Source organism: Bordetella sp., assembly GCF_051960075.1.
GTDB lineage: Bacteria > Pseudomonadota > Gammaproteobacteria > Burkholderiales > Burkholderiaceae_B > Bordetella.
Genome location: NZ_JBQCER010000053.1, coordinates 24450 through 40097 on the forward strand (window position 1 = coordinate 24450; position 15648 = coordinate 40097).

A 15648-nucleotide genomic window follows, 5' to 3' on the forward strand; every position below is an offset into this window, starting at 1 on the left:
GCACGCCCTAGCCCTTGCCGTCGAAGTCGCTGGCGTCGTGGCGCTCGCGCACTTGCTCGGCCGGCTCGCCGCGTACACGGTTTACCATGCGCCCGCGTTTGACGGCCGGTCGTGCATAGACGGCCTCGGCCCAGCGCTGGACGTTCTTGTAGTCTTGAACCGACAGAAATTCGGCCGCATCGTACTGCCATCCCTTTATCAGGCCGCCATACCAGGGAAACACCGCGATGTCGGCGATGGTGTAGTCGTCGCCGGCGAGGTATGCGCTCTCGGCCAGGCGCCGGTCCAGCACGTCGAGTTGTCGCTTCACTTCCATGGCGAAGCGATCGATCGCGTATTCGATCTTGGTCGGCGCATAGGAATAGAAGTGGCCGAACCCGCCGCCCAGGTAGGGCGCGCTGCCCATTTGCCAAAACAGCCAGTTCAGCGCTTCGGTGCGGCCCGCGATGTCCTCGGGCAGGAAGGCGCCGAATTTTTCCGCGAGATACAGCAGGATCGAGCCGGACTCGAACACCCGGATCGGCTCGGGTCCGCTGCGGTCCAGCAGCGCCGGGATCTTCGAGTTCGGATTGATCGCAACGAAGCCGCTGCCGAACTGATCTCCCTCGCCGATGTTGATCAGCCAGGCGTCGTATTCGGCGCCGGTGTGACCCAGGGCCAGCAGTTCCTCGAGCATGACGGTGACCTTGATGCCGTTGGGCGTGCCCAGCGAATAGAGCTGGAGCGGGTGCCGGCCGACCGGCAGCGCCTTGTCGTGCGTGGGGCCGGCGATCGGCCGGTTGATGCTGGCGAAGTGGCCGCCGCTGGGCTTGGCCCAGGTCCAGACCTTGGGCGGTACATAGTCGATCGTATCGGTCATGCTGATCTCTGCGATGGGGAAATAAGGCCGGTTTACGCGGCCGCGGGATAGTTGGACGGGAAGAGCGCGCGCTTCGTTTCTTCGTCGTTGACTTTCTTGAACTCGTGATCCTTGCCCACCGCGCGTGCGCGGGCAACTGCCGGCCTTGCATCGACCGTCTCGAACAGGCGCTTGAGGTTCGGATACGGGCCGAGCGGATCTTCCTCGCCCTTGCGCACGCGCGAGGCTCTATCGAGCCAGCCCCAGGCCGAGATGTCGGCGATGGTGTAGGTGTCGCCGACCAGGTATGTGCGCCCTGCGAGATGATCGTCCAGAACCTGATAGTGGCGCTCCGCCTCGCGCCGATAGCGGTTCACGGCATAGTCCAGGCCCTGCGGCGCGGAGAACTGGAAGTGGACCGCCTGGCCCGAGAACGGCCCGAGCCCCGAGGCCAGGAACATCATCCAGGAGAGCAGTTCGGGCCGGTCCTGGGCCGATCCCAGCAGCTTGCCGGTTTTTTCGGCAAGGTAAAGCAGGATCGCCGTGGAGTCGAAGACGCGGGCCTCCTTGCCGTCCGGGCCCTGCGTGTCGACGATGGCCGGCACCTTGCCGTTGGGATTGATCGCGCGGAAGGCCGCCAGGTGCTGCTCGCCTTTGCTGGTGTCCACCGGGATCACCTCGTACGGCAGCTGCGTCTCCTCGAGAAAGAGGGCGACCTTTGCCGGATTGGGCGTGGGGTGGAAGTAGAAGCGAATCATGGGGACTCCTGGGTTGCGCAAGTGAATGAGGTGGCGGTCGCTCAGGCTGCGGCGCTTGTGCGCAGCGCGTCGAGCACCGGAAAGAGCACGGCCGGGTCGGGACGCTGGGTGTAGTCGGGATTGACCTCGGCATAGGCGATGACGCCGTCGCTGCCGATGACGTATCGCGCGGGCATCGGCAGCACCCAGGCCGGGTCGTCGTTGAACGCCGGCAGGTCGTTCTTGAAACCCTTATAAAGCACGACCAGGTAGTCAGGCAGGGAAAACCTTAGTCCGAACGAGGCTGCGACGCGACTCTTCTCGTCGCTGAGGATGGGAAAGCCCAGGCCGTTCTCGCGTTGTGACTTGCGGCTGTTGGGCGCGGTCTGGGGCGAGATGGCGACAACCTGCGCTCCCCGGGCCTCGATCTGCGGTAGCGCCGCCTGCAGGGCCTGCAGCTCCAGATTGCAGTACGGGCACCACACGCCGCGGTAGAACGAGACGACCAGCGGGCCTCGGGCCAGCAGTTCCGTGGAAGAGACCGGGTGGCCGTCGGGGTCCTTGAGCGTGAACTCCGGCGCCTTGTCGCCGGCCTTGCGGGCATTGAGCGCCTGGCCGGAGGCGATCAGCTCGGCCGTGGCGCGATGCATGACGTCCAGCACCTGCTGGCTGGGCTGGAAGGCGAGCTTGCCGCCTTCGAAATCGGCTTTGAGCGCATCCAGGCGATCTTGCAAAGACATGGCGGGCATTCCTGAGTCGAAAGTGGAACGATTTTGATATATCCACCCATACGAAGCTATGCTCTGAAGCGGACAACATTTATTCAAATGGCAAATGAATGATCGCCTTCAAGCGCTGACTGTCTTCGCCCGGGTCGGCGAGAGCGGCAGTTTCACGCGCGCTGCCCGCGACATGAACCTGTCGCAGCCTTCGGTATCGCGTATCGTCGGCGAACTCGAGGCCCGGCTGGGCGTAAAGCTTCTGCTGCGCACCACGCGAAAGCTGACCTTGACGGCGGCGGGAGAGAAGTTCCTGGACCGGGCGCGCGCCGTTATTGCCGATCTGGACGAGGCCGAAGATGCCGCGCGCGGCATCGATTCGCTGCGCGGTGCCATTCGCGTGGCGCTGCCGGTGGTCTTCGGCATGCGGGAGGTGATTCCGCGCCTGCCCCCATTCCTGGCGCGTTATCCGCTGCTGCGGGTGGATCTGCGCGTGTCCGACGCCTATCAGGATCTGGTCGCCGAGGGGGTGGACGTCGCAATCCGGCTGGGCAGGCTCGCGGATTCGACTTTCGGCGCGCGCAAGCTCGCGACGCTGCCTCGGCTCGTCGTCGCGGCGCCCGCGTATTTGAAGGCCCGCGGCATGCCCGAGCACCCTTCCGATCTGGCAAACCACGACTGCATCGTCGGTTCAGACGGCGTCGGCAGGCAGAGCTGGATCTTCAAACGGCGCAGCACGGTCATTTCGGTCGACGTGGCCGGCCGCATCCAGACGGACTCGGCGCCCGGCCGCCATGCCAGCGCGCTCGCCGGGCTGGGCATCGCCCAAGTGTCGGCCGCCATGTGCGCAGCGGAGCTGCGTTCGGGTGAGCTGGTCGCGCTCCTGCCAGACTATGCGTTGGAACCGGTGGAGGTGCATGCCGTGTTTCCCGGGGGTCCGAGGCCTTCGTACAAGGTGCAGGCATTCACGGACTACATGACCGCAGCGCTCAATGGCGAGGCGTCGCCGCCTCAGCCCTGACCGGCGCCGCCCCGGCCGGCGGCCTACCCTTTATTTCAGCGGCAGCGTCAGGATTCCCTGCACTGCGGGCCGCATCATCAGGCGGCGATACCAGGCCGACAATGCCGGCGTGGCGGGGCGCTCCATCGGTATGCCCAGCCAGCGGTGCGCCGCGCAGCCCAGTACGATGTCGCCCATCGTGATCTGCGAGCCGCCGACGAATTCCCGGTTCTGCAGGATGCCTTCGAGCATCAGCGCCTTGGCGTTGGACTTGGCGGTCGAGGCCGCAATGGCGGCGTGGTCGCGCTTTTCTTGCGGTGTGCGGATCAGACCCAGGAAGGCCTGCACCATGGCCGGCTGCCACTCGGTGGCCTGCCAGTCCATCCAGCGGTCGGTGTCGGCGCGGGCGCGGGAGTCGGCAGGCCACAGCGAACCCTCGCCGTAGCGCGAACTCAGGTAGCGCACGATCGCATTCGATTCCCACAGCACGAAGCCGCCGTCGTCGATGACGGGGATTTGCCCGTTGGGGTTCATGCGCAGGTATTCGGGAGTGTCGACGACGCCGAACTGTCCGCCGGCCTCGATGCGTTCGTGCGGCAGCGCCAGTTCGCGCACGGTCCACATGACTTTCTGCACATTGACCGAACTCAGGCGGCCCCAGATCTTCAGCATGATGATTTCCGATGAATGGCCGCGCACGGCGGCGGATGTTTAAAACGAAGGCATGGACCGGCGAGCGTAGCCGCTCTCATGGCCGAAGCGCCGCCAGTCGAAGGCGGGGCCGGGGTCCGTCTTGCGGCCGGGCGCGATGTGTTCGTGACCGCGCACGTGGGCCAGAGGGTAGCGGCTGCGCAGCAGCGATGCCAGCCGCGACAGCGTACCGTATTGCCGGTCGTCGTAAGGCACGGTGTCCGCGCCTTCGACTTCGATGCCGATAGAAAAATCGTTGCAGCGTTCGCGGCCCCTGAACTGCGATACGCCCGCGTGCCAGGCCCGGTCTTCGGTCGAGACGAATTGCAGCACGCTGCCGTCGCGCCGCACGAAGAAGTGCGCCGACACGCGCAACCCGCGCAGACGTTCGAGCCAGGGGTGCGAGCCGTAATCGAGCCGATTCAGGAACAGATCGGCTACGCATGGGCCTTCGAAGCGGTTGGGCGGCAGACTGATGTTGTGGATGACCAGCAGCGACACGACGGCTCCCGCCGGTCGCGCGTCCGAGTTGGGCGAGCGCAGGCATTGCACCGAAGGTCCGGGCCGCAGCCAGCCGTGGCGATCGAGCGCGAGGGTCATGTCAGCTCCGTGTGCTCGGTGAGCGAAGGCTCAAGACCGCCGATCGACGCCGGGCCCCAGCCGCGCATGGTCTTCGCAGCACCAGATGCGCTTGCCGATGAGCAGGGCTTCTGAGCGAGGCATGTAGATGCCGCAATGGGCGCAACTGACCATGGCCTCGACGGCATTGGAGGACGGGGTCCTGCCCGGTTGCGCCGCCGGGCGGCGGGCCGCCGCATTGCGGGCGTTGATCATGCGCGAGACCGTCATGGCCGCGAGGATGATGAGGAGCCAGGTGATGAATTTCATTTCAGCCTCCCTCGGATCGAGAGGTGGACAGCGAACGTTGTGGGCGTGGGAGTCTCATTTCAAGCCTCGATGCAGAATCATTTCGAGCACGAACCGGCTGCCTGTGTAGGCCAGAATCAGGAACACGAAGCCGGTCAGCGTCCAGCGCAGCGCCACGCGGCCGCGCCAGCCGTGCAGATGGCGGCCCGCCAGCAGGCCGCCGAAGGTGATCCACGACAGCACGGTGAAGACGGTTTTATGGTCGAAGGGTAGGACGCGATGTATCAACTGCATCGACGCGACCGAGCCCGTGGCCATCGCCAGCGTCAGCACCACGAAGCCCACGCCGATCAGGCGGAACAGCAGCCTTTCCTGCGTCAGCAGGGGCGGCTGCACGTCGAGCACCAGGGCCAATAGGCCGCGCTGCTCGCCTTCGGCCTCATGCAGGCGCAGGTGCCGGTCGAGCAGGGACATGAGCATGGACTGCAGGGCGGCGACGGTGATCAAGCCGTAAGCCGCCAGCGAGATGACCAGGTGGGTGCGCAGCCAGGCGTTGCCGGCGTGCGGCACGATGAAGCCTTGCGGGAACACGGCCGCCAGCAGCGTGGTCAGAAAGCCCGCCGGAATCAGCAGCAGTTGCAGGCCGTCCAGGCGGATGAAAAACCCTTCGATCCAGTAAATCACCAGTCCCAGCCAGACGGCGGCCGACAAGGCCAGCGCCCAGCCTATGAAAAGCTGACCGTCTTTTTGCAGGCTCAGGAACAGCGCGACCGCGTGCAGCGCCAGGGCGCCTAGCAGGCACATGCGAGCGGTCTGGCCGACGTGTTCGGCGTTGCCGTCGCGCAGCAGGCGGCGGGTGTGGCCGGCGCCCAGCAGCGCGTAAACCAGGGCCGAGATGGCGTGAAATACAATACCCAACGACATAAAGAGAAGTACCCCGCGCTGCGCCTCTGGCTTGCTGCCCCCCAAGGGGCGGCTCGCCTCGGGGCGGCCCGGCGGTAAAAAGGTTCCGGTTCAGCCGGTTAGTGTAAGCGTAACGCCTCTATTCCCCATGCTCGACAATCTGACTCAACGACTTTCGCGCGTCGTCAAGACGCTGCGCGGCGAAGCGCGCCTGACCGAAGCCAATACTCAGGAGATGCTGCGCGAAGTGCGCATGGCTCTGCTGGAGGCCGACGTATCCCTGCCGGTGGTGCGCGATTTCGTGGCCAGCGTGAAGGAAAAGGCGCTGGGCGAGGAGGTGGTGGGCAGCCTGACGCCCGGCCAGGCCCTGGTGGGCGTGGTGCACAAGGAACTGGCCAGCCTGATGGGCGCCGATCTCGGCCCGGCCGCGGCCGAGCTTTCCCTGGCCATGCAGCCGCCGGCCGTCATCCTCATGGCCGGCCTGCAGGGCGCGGGCAAGACCACCACCACCGGCAAGCTGGCGCGCTGGCTGGCCGAGGGTGGGCACACCAGCAACGGGCGGCCTACCGGCAAGAAAAAAGTTCTGGTGGTGAGCGCCGACGTCTATCGGCCGGCCGCCATCGACCAGCTCAAGGCCGTGGCGGCACAGGCGGGTGTGGACTTCCTGCCTTCCGATCCGAGCCAGAAACCCGAGGACATCGCGCGCAATGCGGTGGATCACGCCAAGCGCCATCACTACGACGTGCTCATCCTCGATACGGCTGGCCGCCTGGGCATCGACGAAGCGATGATGCGCGAGATCCGCGCGCTGCACGATCTGGTTCGGCCCATCGAAACGCTGTTCGTGGTGGACGCCATGCAGGGCCAGGACGCGGTCAACACCGCGCGCGCTTTCGCCGATGCGCTGCCGCTCACGGGTGTGGTGCTCACCAAACTGGACGGCGACGCGCGCGGCGGCGCCGCATTGTCGGTGCGCCACGTCACCGGCAAACCGCTCAAGTTCGTGGGCGTGTCCGAAAAGCTCGACGGCCTGGAGCCTTTTCACCCCGACCGCATGGCGCAGCGCGTGCTGGGCATGGGCGACATCGTGTCGCTGGTGGAGCAGGCACAGAAAAACATCGACATTGCCGAGGCGCAGAAGCTCGCGGCCAAGATCAAGTCGGGCAACAAGTTCGACCTCAACGACTTCCGCGACCAGATCGCCCAGGTCAAGAAAATGGGCGACATGAGCTCGATGCTCGAGAAGCTGCCGGCGCAATTCCAGCAGGCGGCGGGCCAGCTGCAGGGCGGCCAGGCCGAGAAACAGATGCGCCGCACCGAGGGCATTCTCAACTCCATGACCCCGGGCGAACGCGCCAAGCCCGAACTCATCAAGGCCTCGCGCAAGCGCCGCATTGCCACGGGTGCCGGCGTGCCGGTGCAAGAAGTCAACAAGCTGCTCAATCAGTTCGAGCAGATGCAGGGCATGATGAAGATGATGAAAAAGGGCGGCATGGGCAAGATGATGCGCGCCATGGGTGCCATGAAGGGCATGGGGCGCTTCGGCGGGCGCTGAAGCGCTCGATGCGACGACCGCCGTGTCGGGCGCGTCGCATCTCACCCGAAAACCGGTTCAGCCCCCGCCGACGGCCGCCACGATCTCGATCTGGTCGCCGTCCTGCAAGGGGGTATCCGCGTGCCGGCTCTTGGGCACGATCTCGCCGTTGCGTTCGACGGCGACGCGCTTGCCGATATAGCCCAGCTGTTCGATCAGGCCGGTCACGGTCAGGCCGGCAGGCAATTCGCGCGCGGCGCCATTGAGGGTGATCTGCATCATCGGCTCGCGTAGGTGTCGGTGGCTTCGATCAGGCGCGCCAGTATGCCGGGCTCGTCGAAGGCATGGCCGGCGTCGGGCACGAGATGAAAGGCAGCCTGCGGCCAGGCCTTGTGCAGCTCCCAGGCGGTGCGCGCCGGCGTGCAGGCATCGTAGCGGCCCTGGATGATGGTGCCGGGTATGCCGTGCAGCTTGTGCGCATCGCGCAGCAGCTGGCCGTCGCATTCCATGAAGCCGTCGTGCACGAAATAGTGATTCTCGATGCGGGCGAACGCCAGGGCGTTCAGGTCGTCGGCATGGCTTTGCTGATGTTTGGCGCTGGGCAGCAAGGTGATGGTTCTGCCTTCCCAGAGGCTCCAGGCCTTGGCAGCGCGCAGTCGTTCGACCGGGTCGTCGCCGGTGAGCCGCTTGCGGTAGGCTGCGATCAGGTCGCCGCGCTCTTCGGCCGGGATGGGAGCGAGATAGTCTTCCCAGTAATCGGGGAAGAGCCACGAGGCGCCCTCCTGGTAGAACCAGCGCAGCTCGGCGCGGCGCAGGCCGAAGATGCCGCGCACGACCAGTTCGCTGACCTGCTCGGGATGCTGTTGCGCATAGGCCAGGGCCAGCGTCGAGCCCCAGGAACCGCCGAACACCAGCCACTTCGGCACGCCCGAAACCTCGGTGCGCAGACGCTCCATATCGGCCGTCAGGTGCCAGGTCGTGTTGTTGTCGAGGCTGGCGTGCGGCCGCGAACGGCCGCAGCCGCGTTGATCGAAAAGCAGGACGCTATAGCGCGCAGGATCGAAGAGTTGCCGATGCGACGGCGTGCAGCCGCTGCCGGGGCCGCCATGCAGGAATACGGCGGGTTTGCCTTGCGGATTGCCGCACAGCTCCCAGTAGATCTGGTGGCCGTCGCCGGTATCCAGCATGCCTGTGCGATAGGGTTCGATAGGCGGGTACAGCATGGGCCTTCCTCGATGGATGACAGCGGCGCGCTCAAACGCGCTTGAAGATCAGATCCCACACGCCGTGGCCCAGGCGCAGGCCGCGGGTTTCGAATTTGGTCTGCGGCCGATAGTCGGGGCGCGGCGCGTAGTCGGCGCAGGTGTTGCGCAGCAGCGGCTCGGCGCTCAGCACTTCGAGCATCTGCACGGCGTATTCCTGCCAGTCGGTGGCGCAGTGTATGTAGCCGCCGGGGGCGATGCGGCTGGCCAATAACGCCACAAAGGCCGGTTGTATCAGGCGGCGCTTGTGATGGCGCTTCTTGGGCCAGGGGTCGGGAAAGTACACGTGCACGCCGGACAGTGTGGCGGGGGCGATCATGTCGCGCACGACTTCCACGGCGTCGTGCTGCACGATGCGCAAGTTGGAAATGGCCGAATCTTCGATGCGGCGCAGGAGCGAGCCCACGCCGGCATTGAAGACTTCCACGCCCAGGAAGTTGTCGTCGGGCCGGGCGAGCGCGATTTTTTCGGTGGTTTCGCCCATGCCGAAGCCGATTTCGAGGATCAGCGGCGCCTGGCGGCCGAAGGCGGCCGCCGCGTCGAGCGCTCGGGGCGCATACGCGATAGACCACTTGCCGAGCAGGTGTTCGAGCGCGTCGCGCTGGCCTTGGGTGATGTGCCCGCGGCGATGCACGAAACTGCGGATGTGCGTGGCGCCCGGGCTGGCGGGCGCATGGCCGGACTGGGCCAGCGCCGCCTGCACGCCGTCGGACAAGGCCGCCGGCGGTTGGGAAGTTTCGGGGGTATTCGTACTCATGGGGTCGATTGTAGTCGGCCGGGCCTTCCCCCGTCGGGCGTCAGGACGCCGGCATCAGCCACTTTTGGATGGCTTGCAGCACCGAGTCTTCGATGCCCAGATAGCCGTGCGGCGATTGGGGGCCGCATTGATCCCCCTTTGCCGCCGAGCTGGACGCGGCGATGAAGTCGAAGCGGTTGGCGGCGGCCATGGATTTTGCCGCGGCGAACGGCGACACGAAGCAGCCGTCGTGCTCGTTGGAGACGACCAGCACTCGCGCCGTGTTGCCGGGCCAGCTCATGCCGGACAAGCCGGGTTGTTTGACGGCCTGTGTCACCGGGGACGTGAGCACGTAGGCATCGGCCAAGGCCGGGCTGCGCTTGAGCACGTTGCCGACGGTGACGGTGCCGCGGCTGGTGCCCAGCAGCGCGATTTTTGCGCCGGGGTAGCGCTGGCGCGCCTGTGCCACGGCGGCCGCGACGTCCTGCGCGGCTTGCCGGCTCAGCCGGAACGTATCGCCCATGCCGGCGGCGGCGTGGTCCGAGGGGGCGTCGAACATGGCCACGGCCTGCCCTGCCTTGAGCCAGTAGGGCGCGGTCTTGATGACGAAGTTTCCTTTTGCCTTGCGCGGCCCGGATGGCGCCAGGGCGAGGTTGCCGTTGCCGCCTGAGAACAGGATCAGAACCCACGAAGGATGGGACGCGTCAGAGTCGAAGTACACCCCCTGAGTAACCCCCGGGCGCGTGGAAAGCTCGACCCGTTCGCCTGCGGCGACGGGGCCGGCGCCAACGAGGGTCAGGCACAGGCCTGCAAAAAACCGGATTGCGATCGTCATCGATGTCTCCGCGGGCTCGGGCATTGTTGCCGGGTTGACAGGAAGCTTTCAGTCTGTGGTGATGATAGGCCCTAAAATCGCGAAATAAAGCCCATGCGCCCGTGCGTTCGACGCATTTAAGCGCGAAATCGCACGGCAAAATGGCATCAGGCCGTGCGAGGTACGCGCGGCAAGGAAATTTCATGACCGGAAACGCCGTCGGCGCCGTTCCCAACCAAGACTCTCTGGACCCCGCCGATTGGACGGCCCTGCGACGCCAGGGCCACCGGATGCTCGACGATATGTTCGACTATCTGGCCACGCTGCGCGAACGCCCCGTATGGCAGCCGGCTCCCGATGCCGTGCGCGGGCGCTTTTCCCAGGACCTGCCGCGCGGGTCCTCCGACCTGGGCGAGATTCACCAGCGTTTCATGAGCGAGATCCTGCCCTACGGGGTGGGCAATGTGCACCCCGGTTTCATGGGCTGGGTGCAGGGCGGCGGCACGGCCGTGGGCATGCTGGCCGAGACCCTGGCCGCCGGACTCAACGCCAACGTGGGCGGACGCAATCAGATTCCGCTCGAAGTCGAGCGCCAGATCACACGCTGGATGCGCGACCTCTTCGGTTTTCCCGCGTCGGCCAGCGGCGTGTTCGTCACCGGCACGTCCACGGCCAACCTCATCGGCGTGCTGGTGGCCAGCCGCGCGCGGCTGGGGTCACAGGTGCGCAGCAAGGGTCTGAGGGCGCAGACGCAGCAGCTGACGGCCTATGCCGCGGTAAGCGCGCACGGATGCGTTTCGCAGGCCATGGATCTTGCGGGCCTGGGCACCGATGCGCTGCGCCTGATTCCGGTCGACGCCGACTTCCGCATGCAGACCCAGGCCCTGCGCGCCGCCATCGCCGCCGACAGGCAGGCGGGCTGCACGCCGTTCCTCGTCGTCGGCAGCGCCGGCACGGTGGACGTCGGCGCCGTCGATCCCTTGTCCGACCTGGCCGACATCGCCAGGCAGGAAGGCCTGTGGCTGCACGTGGACGGCGCTTTCGGCGCAATGGCCATGCTGTCGCCCGAACTGGCGGCCAGGCTGGACGGCATCGCGCGCGCCGACTCCATCGCTTTCGATTTCCACAAATGGGTGCAGGTGCCCTACGACGCGGGTTTCGTGCTGGTGCGCGACGGACAGCAGCATCTGGACACGTTCGCCGCCGATGCCGCTTATCTGAAGCGCGAGACCCGCGGCATCGCCGGCGACTCGCCCTGGCCCTGCGATTTCGGGCCGGATCTGTCGCGCGGCTTTCGCGCCTTGAAGACCTGGTTCACCTTGCAGGTGTATGGCGCCGATGCGCTGGGCCGCTCCATCGCCAACAGTTGCCGGGTGGCCCGCCATCTGGAGGCGCGCGTGCGGGCCGAACCGGTGTTCGAGCTGCTGGCGCCTGCAAACCTGAACATCGTGTGTTTTCGTTATCTGCCCGCGGGCTTGGGGTCCGATCAGGCCGATGAGCTGAACGCGGCCATCGTCGTGGCCCTGCACGAGTCGGGCGTTGCCGCGCCCTCGACCACAATGGTGAACGGCAGGCTGGCGATACGGGCGGCCATCGTCAACCATCGCACGGGCACGGCCGATGTCGATCGCCTCGTCGACGCGGTGCTCGAGATCGGCGCGCGCATGGCGGCCCGGGCGGACTATTGAACCTTCTATGACCAACACCTCCAATTCGCCGCTCATCGGCAAGGCCGAGCTCATTACCCGCGCCTTCCGCAAGCAAGACCTGATGTCTTTGCAGCAGGAACTGGTCAGGCGCCTGGAAGAAACGCCGAATGACGCGCACGCCATGCTCGACCTGTCCATGGCGCTGCTGCTCAACGGCCAGCGCGAACAATCGCTGGCCATGCAAGGCTATGCCCTGAAGGCCCAGCAGATCTACCTCATGCCGGCGAAGCGGCAGCCGGTCACGCTCAGGCTGCTGGTGTTCGTGGGACCGGGCGATTTCATGGCCAATACGCCGCTGGAATTCCTGCTTGCCGATTCCAGCATCGACCTGTATCTGCTGTACCTGGGCCCGGGCATTCCGGTGCCCAAGTCCTTGCCGCCGCACGATCTGGCCATGGTTGCCGTGGGCGAGAACGTCGGCAACCGCAAGCTGCTTCAGGGCCTGGTCGAGCCGTTGGGCAGGTGGCACACGCCGGTGCTCAACCATCCCGAAAAAGTGCTCAAGACATCGCGCGACGGCCTGCACGCGGCCTTGCGCGGCGCGCCAGGCATCGTGTCTCCCGCGTTGGCGCGAACCGACCGGCTTGCGCTCGACGAACTGGCGCGCGGCGCAGCGAATCTGCAGGACGTGCTGCCCGACGCGCAGTTGCCGATCCTGGTGCGGCCCGTCGAGTCCAACGCCGGCGAGAGCCTGTCGAAAATCGACGCGCCTGCCGAGCTGGCGGCCTATCTCGACGCGACGCCTGGCGACGACTTCTTCGTGTCGCAGTTCGTCGATTACCGCGATCGCGACGGCCTGTACCGCAAGTATCGCGTCGTGCTGATGCGAGGCACCCCTTACCTGGCGCACCTGGGCATCTCGCAGCGCTGGATGGTTCACTACCTCAATGCCGATATGCAAGAAAGCGCGGCCAACCGCGCCGAGGAAGGCGAGGCCATGCGCAGTTTCGATCACGGCTTCGGCGCGCGCCACGCGCAGGCCTTCCGCACCTTTCACGAGCGGGTGGGCCTGGACTACGTGATCATCGACTGCGGCGAGACGCCCCGCGGCGAACTGCTGGTGTTCGAGGCCGATACCTGCGGCATCGTGCACGACATGGATCCCGAAGACATTTACCCCTACAAGAAATCGCAGATGCACAAGGTATTCGCGGCCTTCCAGGCCATGCTCGCCGACTGCGCCGCGCGAGCCTCAGGAGCTTGACCATGCTGGAAGCCGTACGACTGCGCAATGCCCGAAATTTCTCCGGTGGTCCGGGGGCCTTGCCGGAAAAAATTCTCCTGCAGCTGCACGAGTCCATGCTGTGCGTGCCCGAGGTCGGCATGTCGGTGCTGGGCATCAGCCACCGCTCGGCGTGGTTCGCCGAGGTCGTGGCCGAGGCCGAGCGCAATGTGCGCGCATTGCTGGGCCTGTCCGAGGGCTATCAGGTGCTGTTCCTGCAGGGCGGGGCGACCCAGCAATTCTTCACGTTTCCCATGGCGTTCGCCAGCCCGCAAGGACCGGCGCCCGAGTACCTGCACACCGGCTATTGGAGCGGCAAGGCGCTTGCCGCGGCCGCCGAGCATCATCGCATCGACGTGGCCTGGAGCGGCAAGGACGCCGGTTTCAAGGTGCTGCCGCGCGCGCAGGACCTGACGCTTTCGCCCGAGGCGCCGTATTTCCATTACATCTCCAACGAGACGGTGGACGGCGTGCAGTTTCAGCAGACCATGGGCCGGGACGATGTGCCGCGCCTGTGCGACATGTCCTCGGATTTTCTCTCCCGGCCTTGCGAGGCGCAGCGCTTCGACCTCATCTATGCCCACGCGCAGAAAAACCTCGGCCCGGCCGGCGTGACCGTGGTGGTGGTGCGCGATGCGCTGATGAACAAGGTGCCGGACGGTCGTCTGCCCGAGTTCATGGATTACCGCACCCACGCTGCGGCGCATTCCATCTACAACACGCCGCCCGTCTTCGCCATCTACGCCGTCATGCTGGCCACGCGCTGGCTGTGCGAAGACGTGGGCGGGCTGGACAAGATGGACGCGATCAACCGCCGCAAGGCCGAACTGCTTTACGCCGCGGTAGACGGCAGTGACGGTTTCTATCGCGGCCGTGCCGATGCGGCCCACCGTTCGATCATGAACGTTGTCTTCAATATGGCCACGCCCGACGCGGAACAGCAGTTTCTTCAGGCCGCTTCGCAGGCGGGGTTTTCCGGACTGAACGGCCATCGTTCGGTCGGCGGCATGCGGGCCTCGCTCTATAACGGCGTGACGATCGAAGCCGTCGAGGCGCTGGTTGAATTCATGCACGATTACCGCAAGCGGCATGCTTGATCCCATGAATTCCGATCGGCGCGAGCACGCGTTCCGGCGGGCATGCCTGCTGCAGGAAAGCGGGCAATTCCGCGAGGCCGCGCAGATCTATCGGCGCCTGCTGGACGAGCATCCCGATCATGTCGGCGGCCACAATAATCTGGGTCTGGCCTTGATGGCGCTGGGCGAACTGGACGAGGCCGTCGCCTGCTTCGGGCGGGCCGTGGCGCTGCAGCCGGCCCACGCCGAGGCTCACAACAATATGGGTGTGGCCTACAAGCGCCTGGGCAATGCGCAGCAGGCCCTGGACTGCTATGCGGCGGCGCTCGGGTGCCGGCCCGCATACGCCCAGGCCCTGCTCAACGTGGGCACGATCTATTTCGACCTCAAGCATTACGACGAAGCGCTGATCTGGTACCAGGCGGCGCTGGAGGTCGACCCCGGCCAGATCGAAGTCCACATGAACCTGGCGTCCATCTTCGAGGCGCGCGGCGATGTCGCCGCGGTGAAAAAGCATCGCGATGCAGTCTACGGCAGCAAAGCCGTCTATGTAGATCACGCGAGCGACCCGCGCATGACAGTGCTGGTTCTGTGGGGCGCTGGGCTGGGCAATATTCCCATCGAACATCTGCTGCCGCGCAGATCGGTCACGCGCATTGTGTGCGTGATCGAATATGCTTGGCCCGAAGCGCTGGCGCGCCTGCCCGATTACGACCTGGTCTTCAATGCGATCGGCGATCCGGACGTGATGGATCCCGTTGGCGAACCCATGGCGCGTTTTCTGCAGACCTGCAGCAAGCCCTTGATCAACCCTGCGCACGCCGTTGCACGCACGGCCCGCCATCGGGTGCCCGATTTGCTGGGCGGCCTGGAGCACGTCGTCGTGCCGCGCACCGATCGCGTCGAGTTCGCCGCTTTGCGCGATACCTTGAACGCCTTGCCGCACGACCGCTTTCCCATTTTGCTCAGGCCCATCGGCTCGCACGGCGGAGACCACCTGGGAAAGCTCGATTCGAAGGCGGATGTCGCCGGTTTCGAACCCTGGCCATCGCCTTATTACTACCTGACCGATTACGTGGACTACGCGTCGGCCGACGGCGGTTTTCGCAAATACCGCGTTCTGTTCGTCGACCGCCAGCCCTACGCGTATCACATGGCCGTCGGCAGCCACTGGATCGTGCATCACGATACCGCGGGCATGCAGTACGACGCCTGGAAGCGCCGCGAAGAAGAGGCCTTCCTGGCCGATCCGCAGCGGGTCCTGGGCGAGCAGGCCATGGCGGCTGTCCAGTCCATCGGGCGCGCGCTGGATCTGGACTATGGCGGGGTGGATTTTTCCGTTCTGCCCGACGGCAGGGTGCTGGTGTTCGAAGCCAACGCCACCATGCTGGCGCATCCGGAAGAAGCGGGCGGAGTCTACGACTACAAAAATCCCTATGTGCGCAAGATCTGCGACGCATTCGACGCCATGCTGGCGCGCCGCGTCGCCGCCGCGCGGGCGTCTGCCTGAGCGGCCGGCCGTGTAGACTGTTTTCGACTGC

At 65.8% G+C, this 15648-nt stretch carries 17 protein-coding genes; 6 read left to right on the forward strand and 11 right to left on the reverse strand.

Features of this window, described 5'->3' with window-relative positions; translation table 11 throughout:
* Window positions 1–7 precede the first annotated feature (7 nt).
* Genes yghU through ACTHJ1_RS07685 form a run of 3 tightly spaced genes read right to left on the reverse strand, consistent with a single transcriptional unit; the run spans window position 8 to window position 2315 of the window.
* The gene (yghU, locus tag ACTHJ1_RS07675; RefSeq protein WP_440190121.1) at window positions 8–859 is read right to left on the reverse strand and encodes a glutathione-dependent disulfide-bond oxidoreductase; all 852 of its coding nucleotides are present in this window, start codon (window positions 857–859) and stop codon (window positions 8–10) included.
* Window positions 860–891: 32 nt separating this feature from the next.
* Window positions 892–1596, reverse strand: coding sequence for a glutathione S-transferase family protein (locus tag ACTHJ1_RS07680; protein WP_440190124.1), 705 nt, complete (start codon window positions 1594–1596; stop codon window positions 892–894).
* A 41-nt stretch (window positions 1597–1637) separates the two neighbouring features.
* Window positions 1638–2315 (reverse strand): peroxiredoxin-like family protein, encoded by a 678-nt coding sequence (locus ACTHJ1_RS07685; protein ID WP_440190127.1) that lies wholly within the window; start codon window positions 2313–2315, stop codon window positions 1638–1640.
* A 94-nt stretch (window positions 2316–2409) separates the two neighbouring features.
* Here ACTHJ1_RS07685 and ACTHJ1_RS07690 point away from each other — a divergent pair, with 94 nt between their 5' ends.
* On the forward strand, window positions 2410–3315 hold the full coding sequence (locus tag ACTHJ1_RS07690) for a LysR family transcriptional regulator (protein WP_440190130.1): 906 nt from the start codon (window positions 2410–2412) through the stop codon (window positions 3313–3315).
* A 30-nt stretch (window positions 3316–3345) separates the two neighbouring features.
* On the opposite strand, the gene ACTHJ1_RS07695 is transcribed toward ACTHJ1_RS07690, so the two are convergent.
* From ACTHJ1_RS07695 to ACTHJ1_RS07710, 4 genes are read right to left on the reverse strand one after another with little or no spacing between them, the layout of a single operon-like run.
* Entirely contained in the window at window positions 3346–3966 is a 621-nt protein-coding gene (locus ACTHJ1_RS07695) for a glutathione S-transferase family protein (RefSeq protein WP_440190133.1), read from the reverse strand.
* A gap of 39 nt (window positions 3967–4005) precedes the next feature.
* The gene (gene ampD, locus ACTHJ1_RS07700) at window positions 4006–4584 is read right to left on the reverse strand and encodes a 1,6-anhydro-N-acetylmuramyl-L-alanine amidase AmpD (RefSeq protein ID WP_440190136.1); all 579 of its coding nucleotides are present in this window, start codon (window positions 4582–4584) and stop codon (window positions 4006–4008) included.
* A gap of 30 nt (window positions 4585–4614) precedes the next feature.
* Window positions 4615–4872, reverse strand: a complete 258-nt coding sequence (locus tag ACTHJ1_RS07705) for a PP0621 family protein (RefSeq protein ID WP_440190139.1) — start codon at window positions 4870–4872, stop codon at window positions 4615–4617.
* Window positions 4873–4926: 54 nt separating this feature from the next.
* Window positions 4927–5775, reverse strand: a complete 849-nt coding sequence (locus ACTHJ1_RS07710; protein WP_440190142.1) for a cytochrome C assembly family protein — start codon at window positions 5773–5775, stop codon at window positions 4927–4929.
* Window positions 5776–5902: 127 nt separating this feature from the next.
* Between ACTHJ1_RS07710 and ffh the strand changes: the two genes are divergently transcribed.
* Window positions 5903–7309, forward strand: a complete 1407-nt coding sequence (gene ffh, locus ACTHJ1_RS07715; RefSeq protein ID WP_440190145.1) for a signal recognition particle protein — start codon at window positions 5903–5905, stop codon at window positions 7307–7309.
* A gap of 57 nt (window positions 7310–7366) precedes the next feature.
* Here the strand turns inward: ffh and thiS are convergent, their stop codons facing one another.
* The 4 genes from thiS to ACTHJ1_RS07735 are packed head-to-tail and all read right to left on the reverse strand — an operon-like array spanning window position 7367 to window position 10121.
* Window positions 7367–7567 carry a sulfur carrier protein ThiS gene (thiS, locus tag ACTHJ1_RS07720; RefSeq protein WP_440190283.1) on the reverse strand — a complete coding sequence of 67 codons (201 nt, stop codon included), beginning with the start codon at window positions 7565–7567 and terminating at the stop codon, window positions 7367–7369.
* Complete coding sequence (pip, locus tag ACTHJ1_RS07725; protein WP_440190148.1) at window positions 7567–8511, reverse strand: prolyl aminopeptidase; 945 nt, start codon at window positions 8509–8511, stop codon at window positions 7567–7569. The genes thiS and pip overlap by 1 nt, the downstream gene beginning before the upstream one ends.
* A 31-nt stretch (window positions 8512–8542) precedes the next feature.
* On the reverse strand, window positions 8543–9307 hold the full coding sequence (gene trmB, locus ACTHJ1_RS07730) for a tRNA (guanosine(46)-N7)-methyltransferase TrmB (RefSeq protein WP_440190151.1): 765 nt from the start codon (window positions 9305–9307) through the stop codon (window positions 8543–8545).
* A gap of 40 nt (window positions 9308–9347) precedes the next feature.
* On the reverse strand, window positions 9348–10121 hold the full coding sequence (locus ACTHJ1_RS07735) for a serine aminopeptidase domain-containing protein (RefSeq protein ID WP_440190154.1): 774 nt from the start codon (window positions 10119–10121) through the stop codon (window positions 9348–9350).
* Between the two features lie 182 nt (window positions 10122–10303).
* Here ACTHJ1_RS07735 and ACTHJ1_RS07740 point away from each other — a divergent pair, with 182 nt between their 5' ends.
* The 4 genes from ACTHJ1_RS07740 to ACTHJ1_RS07755 are packed head-to-tail and all read left to right on the forward strand — an operon-like array spanning window position 10304 to window position 15617.
* Window positions 10304–11788 (forward strand): pyridoxal phosphate-dependent decarboxylase family protein, encoded by a 1485-nt coding sequence (locus tag ACTHJ1_RS07740; RefSeq protein WP_440190157.1) that lies wholly within the window; start codon window positions 10304–10306, stop codon window positions 11786–11788.
* A gap of 7 nt (window positions 11789–11795) precedes the next feature.
* Window positions 11796–13013, forward strand: coding sequence for an ATP-grasp domain-containing protein (locus tag ACTHJ1_RS07745; protein ID WP_440190160.1), 1218 nt, complete (start codon window positions 11796–11798; stop codon window positions 13011–13013).
* A 2-nt stretch (window positions 13014–13015) separates the two neighbouring features.
* Window positions 13016–14128, forward strand: coding sequence for a phosphoserine transaminase (locus ACTHJ1_RS07750; RefSeq protein ID WP_440190163.1), 1113 nt, complete (start codon window positions 13016–13018; stop codon window positions 14126–14128).
* The gene (locus ACTHJ1_RS07755; protein ID WP_440190166.1) at window positions 14121–15617 is read left to right on the forward strand and encodes a tetratricopeptide repeat protein; all 1497 of its coding nucleotides are present in this window, start codon (window positions 14121–14123) and stop codon (window positions 15615–15617) included. Before ACTHJ1_RS07750 ends, ACTHJ1_RS07755 begins: the two co-directional genes overlap by 8 nt.
* Window positions 15618–15648: the final 31 nt, after the last annotated feature.

Coding starts and splice junctions, on each gene's coding strand:
- yghU (WP_440190121.1), bottom strand. CDS start 859: ATGACCGATACGATCGACTATGTACCGCCCAAGGTCTGGACCTGGGCC.
- ACTHJ1_RS07680 (WP_440190124.1), bottom strand. CDS start 1,596: ATGATTCGCTTCTACTTCCACCCCACGCCCAATCCGGCAAAGGTCGCC.
- ACTHJ1_RS07685 (WP_440190127.1), bottom strand. CDS start 2,315: ATGTCTTTGCAAGATCGCCTGGATGCGCTCAAAGCCGATTTCGAAGGC.
- ACTHJ1_RS07690 (WP_440190130.1), top strand. CDS start 2,410: ATGAATGATCGCCTTCAAGCGCTGACTGTCTTCGCCCGGGTCGGCGAG.
- ACTHJ1_RS07695 (WP_440190133.1), bottom strand. CDS start 3,966: ATGCTGAAGATCTGGGGCCGCCTGAGTTCGGTCAATGTGCAGAAAGTC.
- ampD (WP_440190136.1), bottom strand. CDS start 4,584: ATGACCCTCGCGCTCGATCGCCACGGCTGGCTGCGGCCCGGACCTTCG.
- ACTHJ1_RS07705 (WP_440190139.1), bottom strand. CDS start 4,872: ATGAAATTCATCACCTGGCTCCTCATCATCCTCGCGGCCATGACGGTC.
- ACTHJ1_RS07710 (WP_440190142.1), bottom strand. CDS start 5,775: ATGTCGTTGGGTATTGTATTTCACGCCATCTCGGCCCTGGTTTACGCG.
- ffh (WP_440190145.1), top strand. CDS start 5,903: ATGCTCGACAATCTGACTCAACGACTTTCGCGCGTCGTCAAGACGCTG.
- thiS (WP_440190283.1), bottom strand. CDS start 7,567: ATGCAGATCACCCTCAATGGCGCCGCGCGCGAATTGCCTGCCGGCCTG.
- pip (WP_440190148.1), bottom strand. CDS start 8,511: ATGCTGTACCCGCCTATCGAACCCTATCGCACAGGCATGCTGGATACC.
- trmB (WP_440190151.1), bottom strand. CDS start 9,307: ATGAGTACGAATACCCCCGAAACTTCCCAACCGCCGGCGGCCTTGTCC.
- ACTHJ1_RS07735 (WP_440190154.1), bottom strand. CDS start 10,121: ATGACGATCGCAATCCGGTTTTTTGCAGGCCTGTGCCTGACCCTCGTT.
- ACTHJ1_RS07740 (WP_440190157.1), top strand. CDS start 10,304: ATGACCGGAAACGCCGTCGGCGCCGTTCCCAACCAAGACTCTCTGGAC.
- ACTHJ1_RS07745 (WP_440190160.1), top strand. CDS start 11,796: ATGACCAACACCTCCAATTCGCCGCTCATCGGCAAGGCCGAGCTCATT.
- ACTHJ1_RS07750 (WP_440190163.1), top strand. CDS start 13,016: ATGCTGGAAGCCGTACGACTGCGCAATGCCCGAAATTTCTCCGGTGGT.
- ACTHJ1_RS07755 (WP_440190166.1), top strand. CDS start 14,121: ATGCTTGATCCCATGAATTCCGATCGGCGCGAGCACGCGTTCCGGCGG.